Consider the following 15,710-nt stretch of genomic DNA (forward strand, 5'->3'; position numbering starts at 1 on the left):
ATATCTCAAAAAGGTTTCAAATATTTAACATTTTAAGGAGAAAAAATAGTTATTCTGTTTTAAAATTCTTCACCAAGTAAGCAGCACCAATGATTCCAGCATCGTTCCCTAACTCGGCAATTCGCAGTTCACAGGCCTCACTTATTCTAGGTAGCGCATATTTTGTAAAGTATTTTTTAATTGGTTGTAATAATTGATTACCAGCCTTAGACACGCCTCCACCTATTAAAATCTTAGAAGGATTTAAGGTAATCGATAGATTAGCTAATGCAAAACCAATAACATCAGCCGTGTAGTCAATAATTTGATTACAATCATCATCCCCAAGAGCAGCTAATTCAAATACATCCTTAGAGTTAATGGTCTTATTCTCTTCGAATACTTTCGCTAATTTACTCGCAGGCTTATCTTTGACTATTTTCATTGCTTGTCGTGCAATTCCCGTTGCAGAAGCAATCGTTTCTAAACAGCCCTTACGTCCACAATTACAAGTATATCCACTAGTATCAACAATAATATGACCTATTTCACCAGCCGTTCCATTTGCACCATTTAATATCTTACCACTCGTGATGATGCCGCCACCGACACCTGTTCCTAGTGTAACAGCAATAACATCTTTCGAATGATTACCAGCACCTAACCAGTTTTCACCAATCACAGCAATATTAGCATCATTCTCTACAAAAACAGGTAATCCCGATTTACTAGACATATAGTCCGAAAGGTTAAAGTCTTTCCAACCAAGATTAACAGCCTCATACACATACCCATTTTCCCCATCTATAAAACCTGGAGCACCTATACCTATGCCGAGTAATTGCTCCAGATCTATCGACAACTCCGTTAATGTAATCAATACCGAATCCCAGATATCATCCACTACTTGTGTACCATCTTTGGATTTCTTTGTTTCAATTTCCCACTTTTTGATTATTTTACCATCAATTTTTAGAAGGCCAATTTTAACCGTAGTACCTCCTATATCTACTCCAACTATAATGTTTTTATTCATTGTCCTCACCTTTTTCAGAAATTACTCTGTTAACTTCTCTCCGTAGAATTAACAAAGCCATGCGATATTCCTCTACATCAATGACCTTAAATTTATATAGCTCACTGATTTCACTCTGCATCAATTCCATATCACTACGACGATCTCCAGTGTAAATAAACGTTCCAAATCTTTTTAATAGTTGTTGTACATCATAAACTGTTTTCATAAAAATCACCAATCTTTATTATACCAAATTATACAAGTAACCTGGAAGCGAATATTAGGATATTTTTTATTGATTGTGAATCCCTAATGTAACAATTGCTAAAGAATTAGATTACCATAGCCCATATAAAATAAAAACCCTGATCATTATCGATCAGGGTCTCTAGGATGCAGAACTTTTGGTCTTTCCCTTTTAAGTGGTATTGGTGTACGAATAAACACATCTCTAAATGCACGAAAAGAAAAAGGTAATACTGGCCAAAAATAAGGGATTTCAAAGGACTTCATCCGTACTGTGTATAAAATCCATAGCAATGTGCCTATCATGTAGCCAATGACACCAAAAGCAGCAGTTGCAATTAATAAGAAAAGTCGAACTATACGATTAGCAAGACTCATTTCATAGCTTGGTGTTGCGTATGTGCCTATTGCTGCGACAGCTAAATATAAGATAACCTCATAAGAGAATAAACCTACTTCAATTGCCACTTGCCCTATTAATATTGCAGCAACTAAACCAATGGCTGTTGCCAAAGAAGTTGGAGTATGGATGGCAGCCATTCTTAACATATCGATGCCGATTTCTGCAATAAGAAATTGTAACAAAATCGGAACTGCTCCAAACTCATTAGGTCCAATAAACTCCATACCCTCTGGTAGTAATTCCGGATTAGTAGAGAACAAGTAATACAATGGTAAAATAAATATTGAAGCCCAAACAGCAATAAACCTTACAAACCTTAAGTACGCTCCAATTAGGGGCTTCTGACGATACTCTTCAGCATGTTGTAAGTGATGCCAGTAGGTTGTCGGTGTAATCATTACACTTGGAGAACCATCAATGATTAGAAGTACGTGTCCCTCATATAAGTGGGATGCAGCGGTATCTGGTCTTTCCGTATACCGTACTGTAGGAAATGGGTTCCAATGTCTACCACTTAAGTATTCTTCAATAGTTTTCTCTGCCATCGGAAGTCCGTCCGTATCTATTTCTTTCAACTTACTTTTAATATCTTCTACCCTACTACTGTCGGCGATATCTTCTAGATAACAAATACAAATGTCGGTCATGGACCTTCTACCAATCTGCATATACTCCATTCGCAGCGAGCGATCTCGTACTCTTCTTCTTGTTAAAGCAGTATTAAAAACAATCGTTTCTACATAACCATCTCTTGAACCTCTTACAACTCTTTCTAAGTCAGGTTCACCGGGGGAACGAACAGGGTAAGTTCTCGCATCGATAATAATAATCTTATTGATACCTTCTACCAACAATGCAGTTGGCCCAGCTAAAACAGTATCAGCTGCCTGATTTAGGTCGTCTACCTGATCCAATTCGATATAGGGTAAATATGTTTTGAGTAGCTTATTTAAAGTGTCAGGTTCCAATTGTTCCGGCTCTAGTTTCGCTAAGAATTTCATAATTAAATGAAGTATGTCATCTTTAGCAAACCCATCAATGAAGAACATGGACATTTTTCTACCAACATATTCTAAATCTAGATTTACAATATCGAAGCTCTTATCCACTTGTAACCTATCTTGCATATAGGAGTTGTTTTGTTCATAAGACGAAAATAAGGGTTGTTTTTCTTTTTCCATAATTCCTCCATGCAAAACTGTCTTCCATACTATTTTCTCTCCAACTAGTTATTCTATACACACGAGTCTAATCATAATCTATTAATTTTTGACATATAAATGTATAAACTTGTTAATCTACTTCTATTAATAAGGGGGGAAATGATGAAAAAGATTATACTAATTCTATTTTTTATTACTCTTACATCCGTAGGAATATACTTTGCAAATGGGATGAAAAGCTCTCCAACCATTACTTATTTTCCCATTGATTACGGGACTGGCTTTGAGGTTTCTGAGACTTCCTTACAACTCGATGATGTAATGGAATCTTACAATGTATTGTGGAATGTTCATTCTAAGACAGAAGTCCCCATGTATTTGAGACAAGATGTATCTTTGCTTTACAAAGATGGCATGTTACATGGGATGCGTAGCAAGTGGAGAGAAAACACGGACTCTATTTCTTTTTCCGAACATACTTCAGACAACAAGAGTAGAAAATGGGAAGCAATATCTTTTCACTATGGGGAAATTCACTCGGACGAAACCATTAATAGCACACAACATTTATCTCATGACGAATTGTACGTCTTAAAGGAAAATAATCAGTTCTTAGGTTTTCATAAGTACAACAATGAGAGTAATCTAATTTCACTAGATAAGGAAATAAAAAAGAAACTATTAGCTCATTGGCAAGATTTATTATTTTATTTTCATATCGATATGAATGATTACCATCTAGTACCACTTACGAGTCTCTATTTATATCAAGAGAATCCCTTACCTAACTTGGATCAAGAAACTACCAACCGAGTTATGGGACAATTATGGGAAGGGCTTTATAAGAATTATATTATTCCATACATCGATACAACGGAAACACTAGATAGCTATGTTCCATTGATACTTATTGATAAGGAAAGCGAAACCTTACTTGTTTTATTTGAAATGAATGGAAAGAAAGAAAAGTTGATACAAAAAATCGGAAGTTAAGTATGTAACTTAACCTCCGATTTTTTTGCCTGTTATGGTTTCGTATAATTCCTCTATACGTTCGTCTGATGGATTAGCTTGGTAAGCTTTTTCAATCATTTCAATTGCCTTCTCATCCCCAACTTCAGCATATAAAATTGCTAAATTATAGTAAGCTTCTGGAAGATCTTCTGGCTTATCTAACTTTTCAATACTTTTTTCTAAGTCTTCGATCGCCGGTTCCATTTCGTTTAAGTGAATATAAGCGTAAGCACGTTGGAAAAACAAGATTGCCTCAAAGTCTCCTGGATTTTGAAGTCCTTTTGTTGCACTTTCAATTACTTCTTCAAACTGTTCCTCTTGAATGTAATTCTCAATTTTCATTAACTGATAGCTGACACTATTTTCATTCTGTTGCATGCCGTACGAAAACACTGCCAAAATAGCAACAACATAGATAATAAGAGCAGCTAATTGTACTGGAAAGTTTCGTTTCTTTGGAAAGTGGATAATTCCAGCTGCGATAAATCCTGCAATTAAACCACCAAAATGTGCTGACACATCAAGTTGTGGAAGTGTAAATCCTAAGATAATATTAATTCCTAAAAGTACCAATATATTCGAACCAATTGTTTGGAAAAAAATTCGTTTATGGAATATCCCAAAATATATAAACGCTCCCAACAAGCCGTATAAAGCACCTGATGCACCCGCAGATATATTAGCAACGAATACAAAGCTAGCAATACTGCCTCCTATACCCGCAAGAAAATAAACTACCAAGAATCGAAATGAACCATAAATACGTTCTGCTAATGAACCAAAATAATAAAGAAATAACATATTTGATACAAAATGTAATATTCCTATGTGTAAGAACATGGATGTGATTAAACGCCACCATTCACCATCTACAATGAGCGGATTAAGTTTAGCACCAAATTCAATTAAGGTTGAGGTATTTTCACTTCCACCTTTAAATTCAAGTAGTAGAAATAGTAAAGTATTAATTGCAATTAATAGATACGTGATAAAGGGTTTACCATAGGTAAAAATGCTTTCTTCATTCTTTTGTTTTTCCTGTACTTTATGGAATAAATCAAGCTTATATTGTTGGATTTCATTCTCTATTTGATCTATATCTTTTTCATCAGAAATCTCATTAAAGCTAATGGAAATATTTTTTTCTAATCTATTACGTTCAGATACTATCTCATTTCCAGATAAATAATAAATGTTCATTTTAATGGGGTTTTTTTCTTGTACTATCAAAGTTTTTTTTAGCATTTCCCAACTATCTATAGGTGTATGTGGGGATATATAAACATTATGTATTTCGATATCTTTGCCTCGGAGCATTTTTTTCATCGCTCTAGTCTTTTGGAATACAATACCAATATCTTTTTTAAGATGATTTTTCCAATCGAAACCTGTTGTTGAGATTCTTATGATAGAAGAAGTCTTATTTAGATATTTCTCCAACCAAATTTCCTCTACATTATTATTTATATATATAATATCATAGCCATGTTGCTCAGCTAATTGATTCGCATAAGTGTACATCATGTAGCTTGCTTTTTGTTCCATCAATTCCCCTCCCTTTTCCATCATAACAAAATCCTAAGATAAATGCTTTAACGTACGTTACAATAAACATAAAAAAAGAACTGTTTAGACAGCCCTTTTTGAGGAAACTTAAGACGTTGAATCTGAAGTCTCATTAAAAATACTTGGAAGAATATTTTTTCGAATAGAAGGTAAGTTCATGGAAATGGATACCGCCATTCTTCTTAAAAAGCTGACAGCTAACATAGCGTTCATAAGCTTATAACGCCACTTATATAGCACTGAAACCGCCGCTACAATTCCTGTTAATATTACAAATAATCTCATCTAAACACCCCTTTATTAGGTTTGGTGTTACTAGTCTTTTCATTCTACGGTAAAAATATTCGGGCTTTTACTTAACGAATCCATCTTCTGTCAAAAGATGCTTAACGGGAATATCAAATGATTGAGATGGTACATTATCTGTTAGTTGGCATTTGCTTAATAAGGATACAGTAGTACCTTCATAATTATCCAAGAAACGATCATAATATCCACCCCCAAAACCAATACGATAACCATTTAGGTCAAATACAATTCCAGGTACAATAATTAAATCCATTAACTGCTTAGAAATTTGGTTTTGTTCTACTGGTTTAGGTTCTAATAGATTATAATAAACTGTTTCTAATTCATTGAAGCTGTGTAAACGATAAAAATCAAGTCTCTTTCCCTTGGGATCACATTTTGGTACTGCAATGGTCTTACCTTGCTCCCAACCAGCTTCAATTATTTTACTTGTATCCCACTCAAAACCTCTTGAGATGGTTATTCCAATTATATCCGATTGTTTCCATAGGTCAGATTGTAATAATTGATTATGTAATATTTTATTAACTTCATCTTTATGTTGTGGAGTTAAATTTTTAAGTACATTGATTGTTTGTTTTCGTAGTTCTTCTTTTTTCAATTCCTTCCTCCCCTTATATAAGAAAAAGCTCGCTCTATAAAATAGGAGCAAGCTTCTTTTATTGTGAAATTATTTAGTTTCACGGTGTAAAGTGTGTTTTTTAAGACGTGGACAATATTTCATAAGCTCAATACGCTCAGGATTGGTACGCTTATTTTTTGTAGTAATGTAGTTACGTTCTCCTGTTTCAGTACAAGCTAAAGTAATGTTTACGCGCATGTTTTTCCCTCCAAACTCATCAAGACTTGCATTAATCGCATGTATTAGTTCATTTCAGACTAGTTAATAATAGCAGATGTTTGGCAATCAATCAAGTGTATGGAAAAAATTTATGGTTTATTCATGTCGAATTATATGATATAACTAGTATTGTATATGAAATGGAGGTAAAAAGAATGATGATTTTTGTTTCAGGAGCAACTATCGCAATTATAGCAATTGCTTTATTTATACTATCCTTTTTCTTAAATGACCGTTTTGAGAAAATTGAGAGTGAATTAGAGCAATTATCGATCTCAACAATGCAGGATACGTATCAATTAAAGAAAAAAGTAAAAGTGTTAGAAGAAGAATTATTAACTGAGGATTTTGAAACAACTGATATCTATTAATCTATAAAGGTAAAGGTGGATAACATGAAGCAACCGATACGTGCATTTGCTGTTGGTTTATTTACTGCAGCAATCATAATGTTGATTGTCAATTATTTCTCAAATGGCTCTAAACAAGAATTTTCCGAAATGCCAATAGAAGATATTGTCAATGAACTAAAAGAAAAAGGTTACCGAGTTCTATCGGAAACTGAATATATCTCTCTATCAATGAACGGTGAGGTAGCGAAGAAAGAAACGGAAATTGCATCCTCAGATTCCGAGAAGGTTGACACAAAAGATGAAGAAGTAGACACTAATGAATCAACCGAAGGTACCGAAACAAATGAAGAGAATACAGAAGAAGAAACGAATAATCAATCCGATTCTACAGAAGAAACTGATAACAAAAAGGAAGAAGAAAATACAAAGAATTTTACACTTGTCATTGAATCTGGTATGCCTTCTTCATCAATCAGTAATGAGCTAGAAGCTAATGGTATTATAGATGACGCTGCTGAGTTCATTAGTTACCTAGAAGATGAAGGATATGCTGTTCGCATTCAACTTGGTGAATTTCAATTATCAAGTGATATGAGCTATTTTGAAATTGCAGAAGCATTAACAAAATAAGAATATTAATAGAGGTGTTATCATGGATCATGATAACACCTCTTTATATTAATCGTTTAGATCAACTATTTCCCCTTTAACTAGGAACAAAATACTCTCTCCAATATTTGTAATATGGTCAGCAAATCTTTCAATATAACGGGCACTAAAAGCAATTTGCATCACATATTGCACTTGCTCTGAATTATTTGCTGTTTTCCCTAGCATATTCGAAATGACGTTCTTATATAATTTGTCTACTTTATCGTCCATTTCTGCTAACTTATGTGCAACAGAAATATCCTCATTTTGGAAAGCGCTGATAGCAGTTTCTAACATAACTAAAGCTGTATCACGCATTGTGACTAATTCTTGTGGAAGTTCCGCTTGATAATGATCCCCCAACCGAATAGCCGCTTTTGCAATATTCTTCGCATTATCACCCATACGTTCAATATCGGTTACAACTCGAAGGGCAATGATCAGTCTACGTAAATCTGTAGCAACAGGAGATTGTTTCGCAATTAATAGAATCACTTTATCATTGATTGCCGCTTCTTCTTTATCAATTAATTTATCATCATTAATTACTTTATTTGCTAAATCGATATCTTGATTAAACAAGGCATCCATCGATCCTCTAAGTGCCTTATTTGCTCGTTTTGCTAATTGAATAATGTCACGATCTAATTCTTCCAAATCGGAATGAAATTGTTCTCTACTTCGCATGTTATCGCTCTCCTATCAAAATGGTAACCATATTCTTATAATAAGACCATTATATAAAGAGCATATTAAATCAATGTAAAATTATTGTAAATTCGATAAAAATACCCTAAAACCTCATAAGGCTTTAGGGTTATTCTTATTCATTATCTTGTTTTTCTTCCTCTTCCTCACCTTCTTTATTTTCCTCTGTAGATTCCCCTTTAGCTCTTTTTTCTTTAAGTGAGAAATAGGCATCAAATATTCTACGAGTTATATCATGGTTTATGGAAGAGGTTGAGTTTTGATTCAGGTTAGGAACAACAACAGATAATGCAATCTCCGGATTATCATAAGGTGCGTAGGCTACCATGGTTAAATTAATCGTGTTAGCAACTAACTTACCATCTTTATAAATTTCATTCTCGGCAGTACCTGTTTTCCCAGCTGCATTAAAGTCAGTACCTTTAAAATAATTATAGGCTGTTCCTCCCGGCGCTTGAAACACTTGACGGAATCCTTCCTGTACACGCTTTAGATTGGATTCGCTCATCTCAATTTTATTAAGAATTTTCGTATTCATGCTGCGATAGACTGTCCCAAGATTATCTATTTCTGGTGTTGGATTACGAACTTCCTTCAAGAAATGAGGCTGAAGTCGATATCCGCCATTGGCTATTGTAGAAACGTACTGGGCCATTTGCATAGCTGTATACGTATCATACTGACCGATTGCAAAGTCTTGAAATAGACCTGCTGCACCAGCAATATTGGTTGGTCCAACAAAACCTTTTTCCTCAAATGGATAGTCAACCTTAGTTAACGCTCCTAACCCAAATTGTCTAAAGTAATTACGCATTTTGGTATAAGCTAAAGGATTAAAAGTTACTGATTTACCATATTGATAATTATATTCTCCACCCATCTTCATCGCTATATGAAACATATATACGTTGGAAGAGCGTCTTAATGCATCCAGATCATTTACATATCCTAGATTTGTCCATGAGGACTTGATTGGAGTTCCAGCAATTTTAACAGGCTTATCTTGTAATCCATCCCCAGGTGAAATAACACCAGATTCATATCCTGCTAGAACAGTTGCACCTTTGACAATGGAACCCGGTCGATGAGCATCATATAATGTTTTATAAGCAGAATCCACGATTTTATCTTTTTCTGCTGCTTCCGTTTCAGGATCATCATAGTAGCTCTGTCCGGATACTGCCAATAATTCTCCTGTATTTGGATCCATTACAACAGCCATTACATCGCGTAAATATCTTTCTTTTCCACCATTTTTTTTGAGTTCATCACGGAGTATTTCATCCACCATTTTTTGGAACTCCATATCAATAGTTAATACTAGATCTTTTCCACTCTCTCCCGAAACGATTACATCAGAATCTAGAATGACCCCAGATTTACTCATCGTGTACTCAACTTGTTCTTTACGACCTCGAAGTAAATCTTCATATTGTTGTTCAAGACCGCTAGTACCAACTCTGTCATTCCTGTTGTATCCCTTGGCTAAATAATAATCAATATTTTCAGCGGGTACACCTTCTTTTTCAGTTGTAATATTACCAATGATATTTTTTAAAGTTTCATCATTTGGAAATTCCCGAACCCAGTCTGTTGTAGCATTGATTCCTGGTAATTCAGACAAATGTTCCGCCACCCTTGCATATTCCTCAGGCGTTACATTCTCACTTTTAACGATTTGAGGTGTTAGAGCATAAGCTCGATCTAGTTCTTTCTTTATCAAGATAATTTCTAAATCTTGCATAGTTAGATTCTCATATTCATTTACTGTTATTCGTTTTAAAATCGTTTTATATTGGTCTGCAGGTTTTAAATCTGCAGCTTCTTCTGGTGTTAATCTACTTTTGGCTTCCTCTTCATTTTCAAGGTACCAATACTCTTTTTTATCCCGATCCGTTATCCGATTGATTTGTTTTTCTCTTTCCTCTTTATCTGGATGAAACATATCAATAAATTGTGAAAGCTTCCTAGCAACTGCTATTCTATCCTGTGCCTGGACGCCTTTTGGTGGTGTATAAGTAATTGCATACATGGGTTTGTTTTTTGCAATCACATTATAGTTACGATCATATATTTCACCTCGAGGTACAGGAACTTTCGTCGTATCTTGTGTCGTTTTATCGATTTCCTCCTGAAAACTTTCCCCATTAAGGATTTGAACAACTCCTAGCTGCAGTATTAATACCGCAAACAAAATAAAAACGACAAAAAATAATATATTTAAACGAAAGGGAAGTTGTGCTTTCTTCTTTTTTTCTTTTTTCATGTTTCTTCCCCCCAATACATGTATGTTAATTAAAAATCTCTAACTTTCATTATATCATGTATTGAATTAGATATTAACGGTTTTTTTCGTCTGAAACCTGATCTTTAATCAATACTTCTTTTTTATTTGGTCCGGTTAAATAGATTTGACGAACAAAGAAGTAAACACCCAAATGCATAGCCCCAAATACAATGAGGAGTATAGGAATGATACTTTCCGTTTCCCAAAAAGTGATGCCTAATATAAAGAAGATAATGGATGTAACCCGTCCAATATTTAGAAACAATTCCCTCACGACTATATATTCAATTCTAAGTTCCGCTGCCTTCCATGCCTTACCAATTACATCGTATGTCATTGAAATATAAGGTACATTCACAATAGGGTAGGCAATACCTATGATAATACCGTAGATAATCAACGTCAGATAGCTTGCATGAGAAATAATAATAAATAGGGAAAGATAAAGCATTAAACTACCAATTAAAATTGCTTTTTTACGTGTAGATGGTTTAATCAATTTTGTAGCCAGAAAGTAAAATACAAACGAAAAGCCTGAAAAATATAAATTAAACATTCCAAGAGATAGTTCACTCTGCGTTACAATATATACCCATATTGTGATGACAAAAAGGAATATCCCCTCACGAAAACCTTGGAATAGATGTGCATTTAAAATACGACTCCAGTTTTTATTTTTTTTTCTTTCCTGGACTATTCGTCTAAATAAATATACCCCTTCAGCAGGTCTTCTTTTCAAAAACAGGCTACAAATAACTGCACAAATGAACAATATAAATGATACCGTGAATATCGTACTATATCCAATATTAGCTTCCATTTTAGATATAATAAACCCTGCAGAAAATGGTCCAATCATTCCACCAAATGACTGTAAAACTCCAAGGAAACCGTTGAAAAAGTCTCTCGTATCTGGTTCAGTTATTTCAAATGTTAGTACATTAAATGCTAACCAATAGAATCCATAACCAATCCCCAAAAGACTACCTAATAATATATTGAAATAGGCTGCATTTTCTCCAATCATTAGTACCATTAAAAAAAATAGCGATAAAAATATGACTCCTAGTCTCAACACAATAACTCGGTCAACTTTTTTCGCAATCTTTCCAGCAATTATAAAGGTTACAGGTTGTAAAATAAATATGGCTAAGTTGTAAAATGCTATCGTAAAGTAATTGCCATCAGCCTGCTTCCATAAATAAATATTGACAAATGTATTGGATAAATATATCCCTAACGAATATAAACCACCAATTACTAACAATAAGATTAAATCTCTATTTATTTCTGTTTTACCAATTACCGTTTGTAAGGTTTTATGCATGTTGAATTGCCCCTTTTCTCTCTTTTCTTAGTGTAAGCAATTCAAACCGGAGATATACGAAAAGAAAAAAGAAGAGTGACCAATAGAGTTTATACTCATTCGGACACCCTTCTCTTACAGTTAGAGACTATTTATTTAGCTTCACTTAAGTTTTTTGCTACTTCATCCCAATTAACAACATTCCAGAATGCTGAAATATAGTCAGGACGTCTATTTTGGTAATTTAAGTAGTAAGCATGCTCCCAAACATCAAGTCCAAGTAAAGGAGTTTTACCTTCCATTAATGGAGTATCCTGGTTTGGAGTGCTTGTAACTTCAAGTTCACCATTATTAAGAACTAACCAAGCCCAACCTGAACCAAAACGGCCAGCAGCAGCAGCAGCAAATTCTTCTTTAAATTTATCAAGACTACCAAATTTAGCGTTAATCTTTTCAGCTAGTTCACCAGTCGGTTCACCGCCGCCATTTGGGGAAAGAACTTTCCAGAAAAGACTATGGTTAGCATGGCCACCACCATTATTACGTACTGCTGTACGAATATTCTCAGGTACTGCATCAAGATTACTTACTAGATCTTCAATAGACTTAGCTTGTAGATCTGCATTCCCTTCTAGCGCAGCATTTAATTTTGTAACATAAGTATTATGATGCTTTGTATGATGGATGTTCATTGTTTCTTTGTCGAAGTGTGGTTCTAATGCATCATATGCATAAGGTAATTCAGGTAATTGATATGCCAAAACGAACTCCTCCTTAAATTTTATACAAGGATATAATACCCTTTATTTGAAAGGTTATCACGCGTTACCATATCTTGCAAATTATTTGCCTAGATTACCCAATTAATTATGTAGGTGAAATATTAAAGAAGATATACATTTAGGTGAGCCGTCGGCATCGATTTTTAAGCAAAATAAAAACAAGCCATAAGCTTGTATAAAGTGGTGGCTCGGGACGGAATCGAACCGCCGACACACGGATTTTCAGTCCGTTGCTCTACCGACTGAGCTACCGAGCCTTATGTTATAAAGTTAATTTATGAAGCAAAGCTCGTCGCTCTACTGGTTAAAGATGAAATTATGTATGGAGGAGGTAGAGGGATTCGAACCCCCGCGCGGTTTGACCCGCCTGTCGGTTTTCAAGACCGATCCCTTCAGCCAGACTTGGGTATACCTCCCGAGTTTTTTATGGTGGACCCTGCAGGACTCGAACCTGCGACCGATCGGTTATGAGCCGATAGCTCTAACCAACTGAGCTAAGGGTCCTTGTAATAAATAATATGGGGCGATCGATGGGAATCGAACCCACGAATGCCGGAGCCACAATCCGGTGCGTTAACCCCTTCGCCACGACCGCCATGATGTAAATTAACTTAAGTAAATGGTAGCGGCGGAGGGGATCGAACCCACGACCTCACGGGTATGAACCGTACGCTCTCGCCAGCTGAGCTACGCCGCCATTTAATTTGGCTCCACAGGTAGGATTCGAACCTACGACCGATCGGTTAACAGCCGATTGCTCTACCACTGAGCTACTGTGGAATAATGTTAATTAAGAATACTAGGTTACTACTTTTTTTAGTGGCACGAGATATAATTTATCATATCTCAACAAGCTTGTCAACTACTTTTTTAAGTGAAAATAAATATGTATTTGAAAACGACAATATTTACTATAACACCTTTACAATAATAATTCAATATAAAAATAGAAAAATATCTTACCATTTTTTTCTATATAGACTTATCAATTCTTCTTCATTTAATTGCAACCTAATTACCAACCATTTAACTATACCGATTTCGATAATTGCTATTGATAGACAATGTGCAATAAAGACTTGATTGTGAACTTCATCCCTTACGGAAATACACTCCGCTTTTCACTTTACTGTTGAGGAATTGATAGTAGTTACCACATAGCTTCTTCAACTCTTTGAAGATTAACTTTACACACATTTTTTCAAGAAACAGACAAAATAAAAAAATGGATTAGAAAAAATCTAATCCATTTTTCGATTACTGATCGGCTAAAACAGACTCCGCAATATTCACTGCATGGTCGCCAATACGTTCAAGGTTTGAGATGATATCAACGAATACAATTCCAGCTGATACACTACATTCCCCTTCATTCATTCGAATGATATGCTTTTTACGGTAATTACGTTCCATTTTGTCAATTTGGTCTTCTTTTTGCATAACAGCAAGCGCTTCTTCTCTATCTTCTTTATCAAGAGCATGAATGGCTTGTTTTACTGTAGACATCGTTAAATCGAACATATTATTTAAGTCTTCTTGAGCCTTATCCGTTATGACTACTTTATTAGATATTTTATAATCAATTAATTCGATAATATTCTCGAAATGGTCACCAATTCTTTCAATATCACGAACAGAATCCATTAACAACGTATGTTTTTCACTTTCAAATTCAGATAATGAACCACCAGATATATCAATTAAATAGTCAGTAATGCTCCGATCCAAACTGTTAAGTGCACCTTCTATTTGCATGGCCAAATCAGAATGTTTGGTCTGGTTTGTGGTCAAATATAAATTAGTTTCCTCTAACCCCTGGTGTGCATATTCGCCCATTCGCACAATTTCAGCTTTTGCTTGGTCTAATGCTAATGCTGATGATTGTTGAATAAATATTGGATCTAAGTGTTGTGGTTTATATTCAATCGTTGTATCTTTACCAGGTACAATCTTTGTTACAATCCATGCTAATACAGCAATGAAAGGGAATTGAATGATTGTGTTCATAATATTAAAGCTTCCATGTGCAAACGCAATCGTCATTTCCTCATTCAACGAAAAGATATCTTGTAAGTAGATTACATATCTTTCAAATAACCCAAGTATGAGCATAAATATTACAGTACCAACAAGGTTAAAAATAACATGTACACCCGCAGCTCGTCTTGCAGCCACCGAAGCACCTAGAGATGCAAGGACAGCTGTTATCGTTGTACCTATATTATCTCCGAACAATACTGGTAAAGCAGCATCTAGTCCAATGGCACCTTCTGAATATAATCCTTGTAAAATTCCAATGGTTGCACTAGAACTTTGAACAATTAAAGTAAATAATGTACCAATAACTACCCCTAAAACCTCATGTTCACTCATGCTAATCGTTAGATCTTGAAAAGCCTGTAAGGAACGTAAGGGTTTCATACCACTGCTCATTAATTCAAGTCCGAAGAATAACGCCCCAAATCCGAACACTGCTTGTCCTACCGCAGTTACTTTTTGATGTTTAAAGAAGAAAATTAAAAAGGCTCCTACTGCAAGGATAGGTAACGCATATTCACCAAGGTCAATACCTATAATAAACGCCGTTACCGTTGTACCTATATTGGCCCCCATGATAACACCTATAGCTTGTCTAAGCGTCATAAAACCTGCATTAACAAGGCCTACGGTAAGTACCGTTGTTCCAGAACTACTTTGTATTAATACTGTTACAATTATACCAGCAAGTACCCCTAGAAATGGATTACTTGTAAAACGGTCTAATATATCTCTTAGACGATCTCCAGCAGATTTTTGTAACCCATCGCCCATAAATTTAATACCTAATAGAAATATACCTAAACCACCGATGAATTCAAAAATCAATTTCTGTACATCTATTTCCAATGGATATTCTCCCCTTTAAAAAAGTTGTCGTATGTATTCCCTTTTTAACACACCCTAACCATTATTGTAAAAAGTCCGCGATTTGTAAAGTAATTATGAAAAACTTTACAATAAATTTACATTAACTAGTTTGGAAGTTCGAAATCAATAACCTAATAAAAATAGTTTGCCTTAAGTCAAAAAAAAAATTCTTAGGAG

15 protein-coding genes and 6 tRNA genes are annotated in these 15,710 nt (G+C 34.8%); 3 read left to right on the forward strand and 18 right to left on the reverse strand.

The features are described 5' to 3' along the window. Positions 1 to 49 precede the first annotated feature (49 nt). From BN999_RS06500 to BN999_RS06510, 3 genes are all read right to left on the reverse strand, one after another. Entirely contained in the window at positions 50 to 1,015 is a 966-nt protein-coding gene (locus BN999_RS06500; RefSeq protein ID WP_096270586.1) for an ROK family glucokinase, read from the reverse strand. Beyond that, the gene (locus BN999_RS06505; protein ID WP_096270587.1) at positions 1,008 to 1,223 is read right to left on the reverse strand and encodes a YqgQ family protein; all 216 of its coding nucleotides are present in this window, start codon (positions 1,221 to 1,223) and stop codon (positions 1,008 to 1,010) included. Before BN999_RS06505 ends, BN999_RS06500 begins: the two co-directional genes overlap by 8 nt. Before the next feature lie 146 nt (positions 1,224 to 1,369). Then, positions 1,370 to 2,827, reverse strand: coding sequence for a spore germination protein (locus BN999_RS06510; RefSeq protein WP_096270588.1), 1,458 nt, complete (start codon positions 2,825 to 2,827; stop codon positions 1,370 to 1,372). A 144-nt stretch (positions 2,828 to 2,971) separates the two neighbouring features. Here BN999_RS06510 and BN999_RS06515 point away from each other — a divergent pair, with 144 nt between their 5' ends. Continuing rightward, complete coding sequence (locus tag BN999_RS06515; protein ID WP_096270589.1) at positions 2,972 to 3,802, forward strand: hypothetical protein; 831 nt, start codon at positions 2,972 to 2,974, stop codon at positions 3,800 to 3,802. Between the two features lie 9 nt (positions 3,803 to 3,811). Here the strand turns inward: BN999_RS06515 and BN999_RS06520 are convergent, their stop codons facing one another. From BN999_RS06520 to rpmG, 4 genes are all read right to left on the reverse strand, one after another. Beyond that, positions 3,812 to 5,368 carry a rhomboid family intramembrane serine protease gene (locus BN999_RS06520; protein ID WP_096270590.1) on the reverse strand — a complete coding sequence of 519 codons (1,557 nt, stop codon included), beginning with the start codon at positions 5,366 to 5,368 and terminating at the stop codon, positions 3,812 to 3,814. 108 nt (positions 5,369 to 5,476) lie between these two features. Continuing rightward, positions 5,477 to 5,674 carry a hypothetical protein gene (locus BN999_RS06525; protein ID WP_096270591.1) on the reverse strand — a complete coding sequence of 66 codons (198 nt, stop codon included), beginning with the start codon at positions 5,672 to 5,674 and terminating at the stop codon, positions 5,477 to 5,479. A gap of 67 nt (positions 5,675 to 5,741) precedes the next feature. Beyond that, a complete protein-coding gene (locus BN999_RS06530; RefSeq protein ID WP_096270592.1) occupies positions 5,742 to 6,299 on the reverse strand; it encodes a 5-formyltetrahydrofolate cyclo-ligase in 558 nt (185 codons plus the stop codon). A 69-nt stretch (positions 6,300 to 6,368) separates the two neighbouring features. Beyond that, complete coding sequence (gene rpmG, locus BN999_RS06535; protein WP_042145937.1) at positions 6,369 to 6,518, reverse strand: 50S ribosomal protein L33; 150 nt, start codon at positions 6,516 to 6,518, stop codon at positions 6,369 to 6,371. Between the two features lie 176 nt (positions 6,519 to 6,694). On the opposite strand from rpmG, the gene BN999_RS06540 reads away from it, so the two are divergent. Further along, positions 6,695 to 6,910, forward strand: a complete 216-nt coding sequence (locus tag BN999_RS06540) for a hypothetical protein (RefSeq protein ID WP_096270593.1) — start codon at positions 6,695 to 6,697, stop codon at positions 6,908 to 6,910. A 24-nt stretch (positions 6,911 to 6,934) separates the two neighbouring features. Further along, positions 6,935 to 7,522 (forward strand): hypothetical protein, encoded by a 588-nt coding sequence (locus BN999_RS20545; RefSeq protein WP_096270594.1) that lies wholly within the window; start codon positions 6,935 to 6,937, stop codon positions 7,520 to 7,522. Positions 7,523 to 7,570: 48 nt separating this feature from the next. Here BN999_RS20545 and phoU read toward each other — a convergent pair whose 3' ends face one another. The 11 genes from phoU to BN999_RS06600 all read right to left on the reverse strand — a co-directional run bounded on the left by phoU (position 7,571) and on the right by BN999_RS06600 (position 15,512). Next, positions 7,571 to 8,230: a phosphate signaling complex protein PhoU gene (gene phoU / locus BN999_RS06550; RefSeq protein ID WP_096270595.1), complete on the reverse strand. Its 660-nt coding sequence runs from the start codon at positions 8,228 to 8,230 to the stop codon at positions 7,571 to 7,573. Positions 8,231 to 8,366: 136 nt separating this feature from the next. Continuing rightward, positions 8,367 to 10,517 (reverse strand): peptidoglycan D,D-transpeptidase FtsI family protein, encoded by a 2,151-nt coding sequence (locus BN999_RS06555; RefSeq protein WP_096270596.1) that lies wholly within the window; start codon positions 10,515 to 10,517, stop codon positions 8,367 to 8,369. 73 nt (positions 10,518 to 10,590) lie between these two features. Next, positions 10,591 to 11,865, reverse strand: a complete 1,275-nt coding sequence (locus BN999_RS06560; RefSeq protein WP_096270597.1) for an MFS transporter — start codon at positions 11,863 to 11,865, stop codon at positions 10,591 to 10,593. Between the two features lie 131 nt (positions 11,866 to 11,996). Beyond that, a complete protein-coding gene (gene sodA / locus BN999_RS06565; protein ID WP_096270598.1) occupies positions 11,997 to 12,605 on the reverse strand; it encodes a superoxide dismutase SodA in 609 nt (202 codons plus the stop codon). 202 nt (positions 12,606 to 12,807) lie between these two features. After that, a tRNA-Phe gene (locus BN999_RS06570) sits at positions 12,808 to 12,883 on the reverse strand. A gap of 66 nt (positions 12,884 to 12,949) precedes the next feature. Beyond that, a tRNA-Ser gene (locus BN999_RS06575) sits at positions 12,950 to 13,042 on the reverse strand. Positions 13,043 to 13,053: 11 nt separating this feature from the next. Next, positions 13,054 to 13,130 (reverse strand) — tRNA-Ile (locus BN999_RS06580). Positions 13,131 to 13,145: 15 nt separating this feature from the next. After that, positions 13,146 to 13,221, reverse strand: a tRNA-His gene (locus tag BN999_RS06585). Positions 13,222 to 13,246: 25 nt separating this feature from the next. Beyond that, positions 13,247 to 13,323, reverse strand: a tRNA-Met gene (locus BN999_RS06590). Between the two features lie 8 nt (positions 13,324 to 13,331). Further along, positions 13,332 to 13,406, reverse strand: a tRNA-Asn gene (locus BN999_RS06595). Between the two features lie 477 nt (positions 13,407 to 13,883). Further along, entirely contained in the window at positions 13,884 to 15,512 is a 1,629-nt protein-coding gene (locus BN999_RS06600; RefSeq protein ID WP_096270599.1) for a Na/Pi cotransporter family protein, read from the reverse strand. Positions 15,513 to 15,710: the final 198 nt, after the last annotated feature.

Source organism: Paucisalibacillus globulus, assembly GCF_900184735.1.
In the GTDB taxonomy this organism is placed as follows: Bacteria; Bacillota; Bacilli; order Bacillales; family Amphibacillaceae; genus Ornithinibacillus; species Ornithinibacillus globulus_B.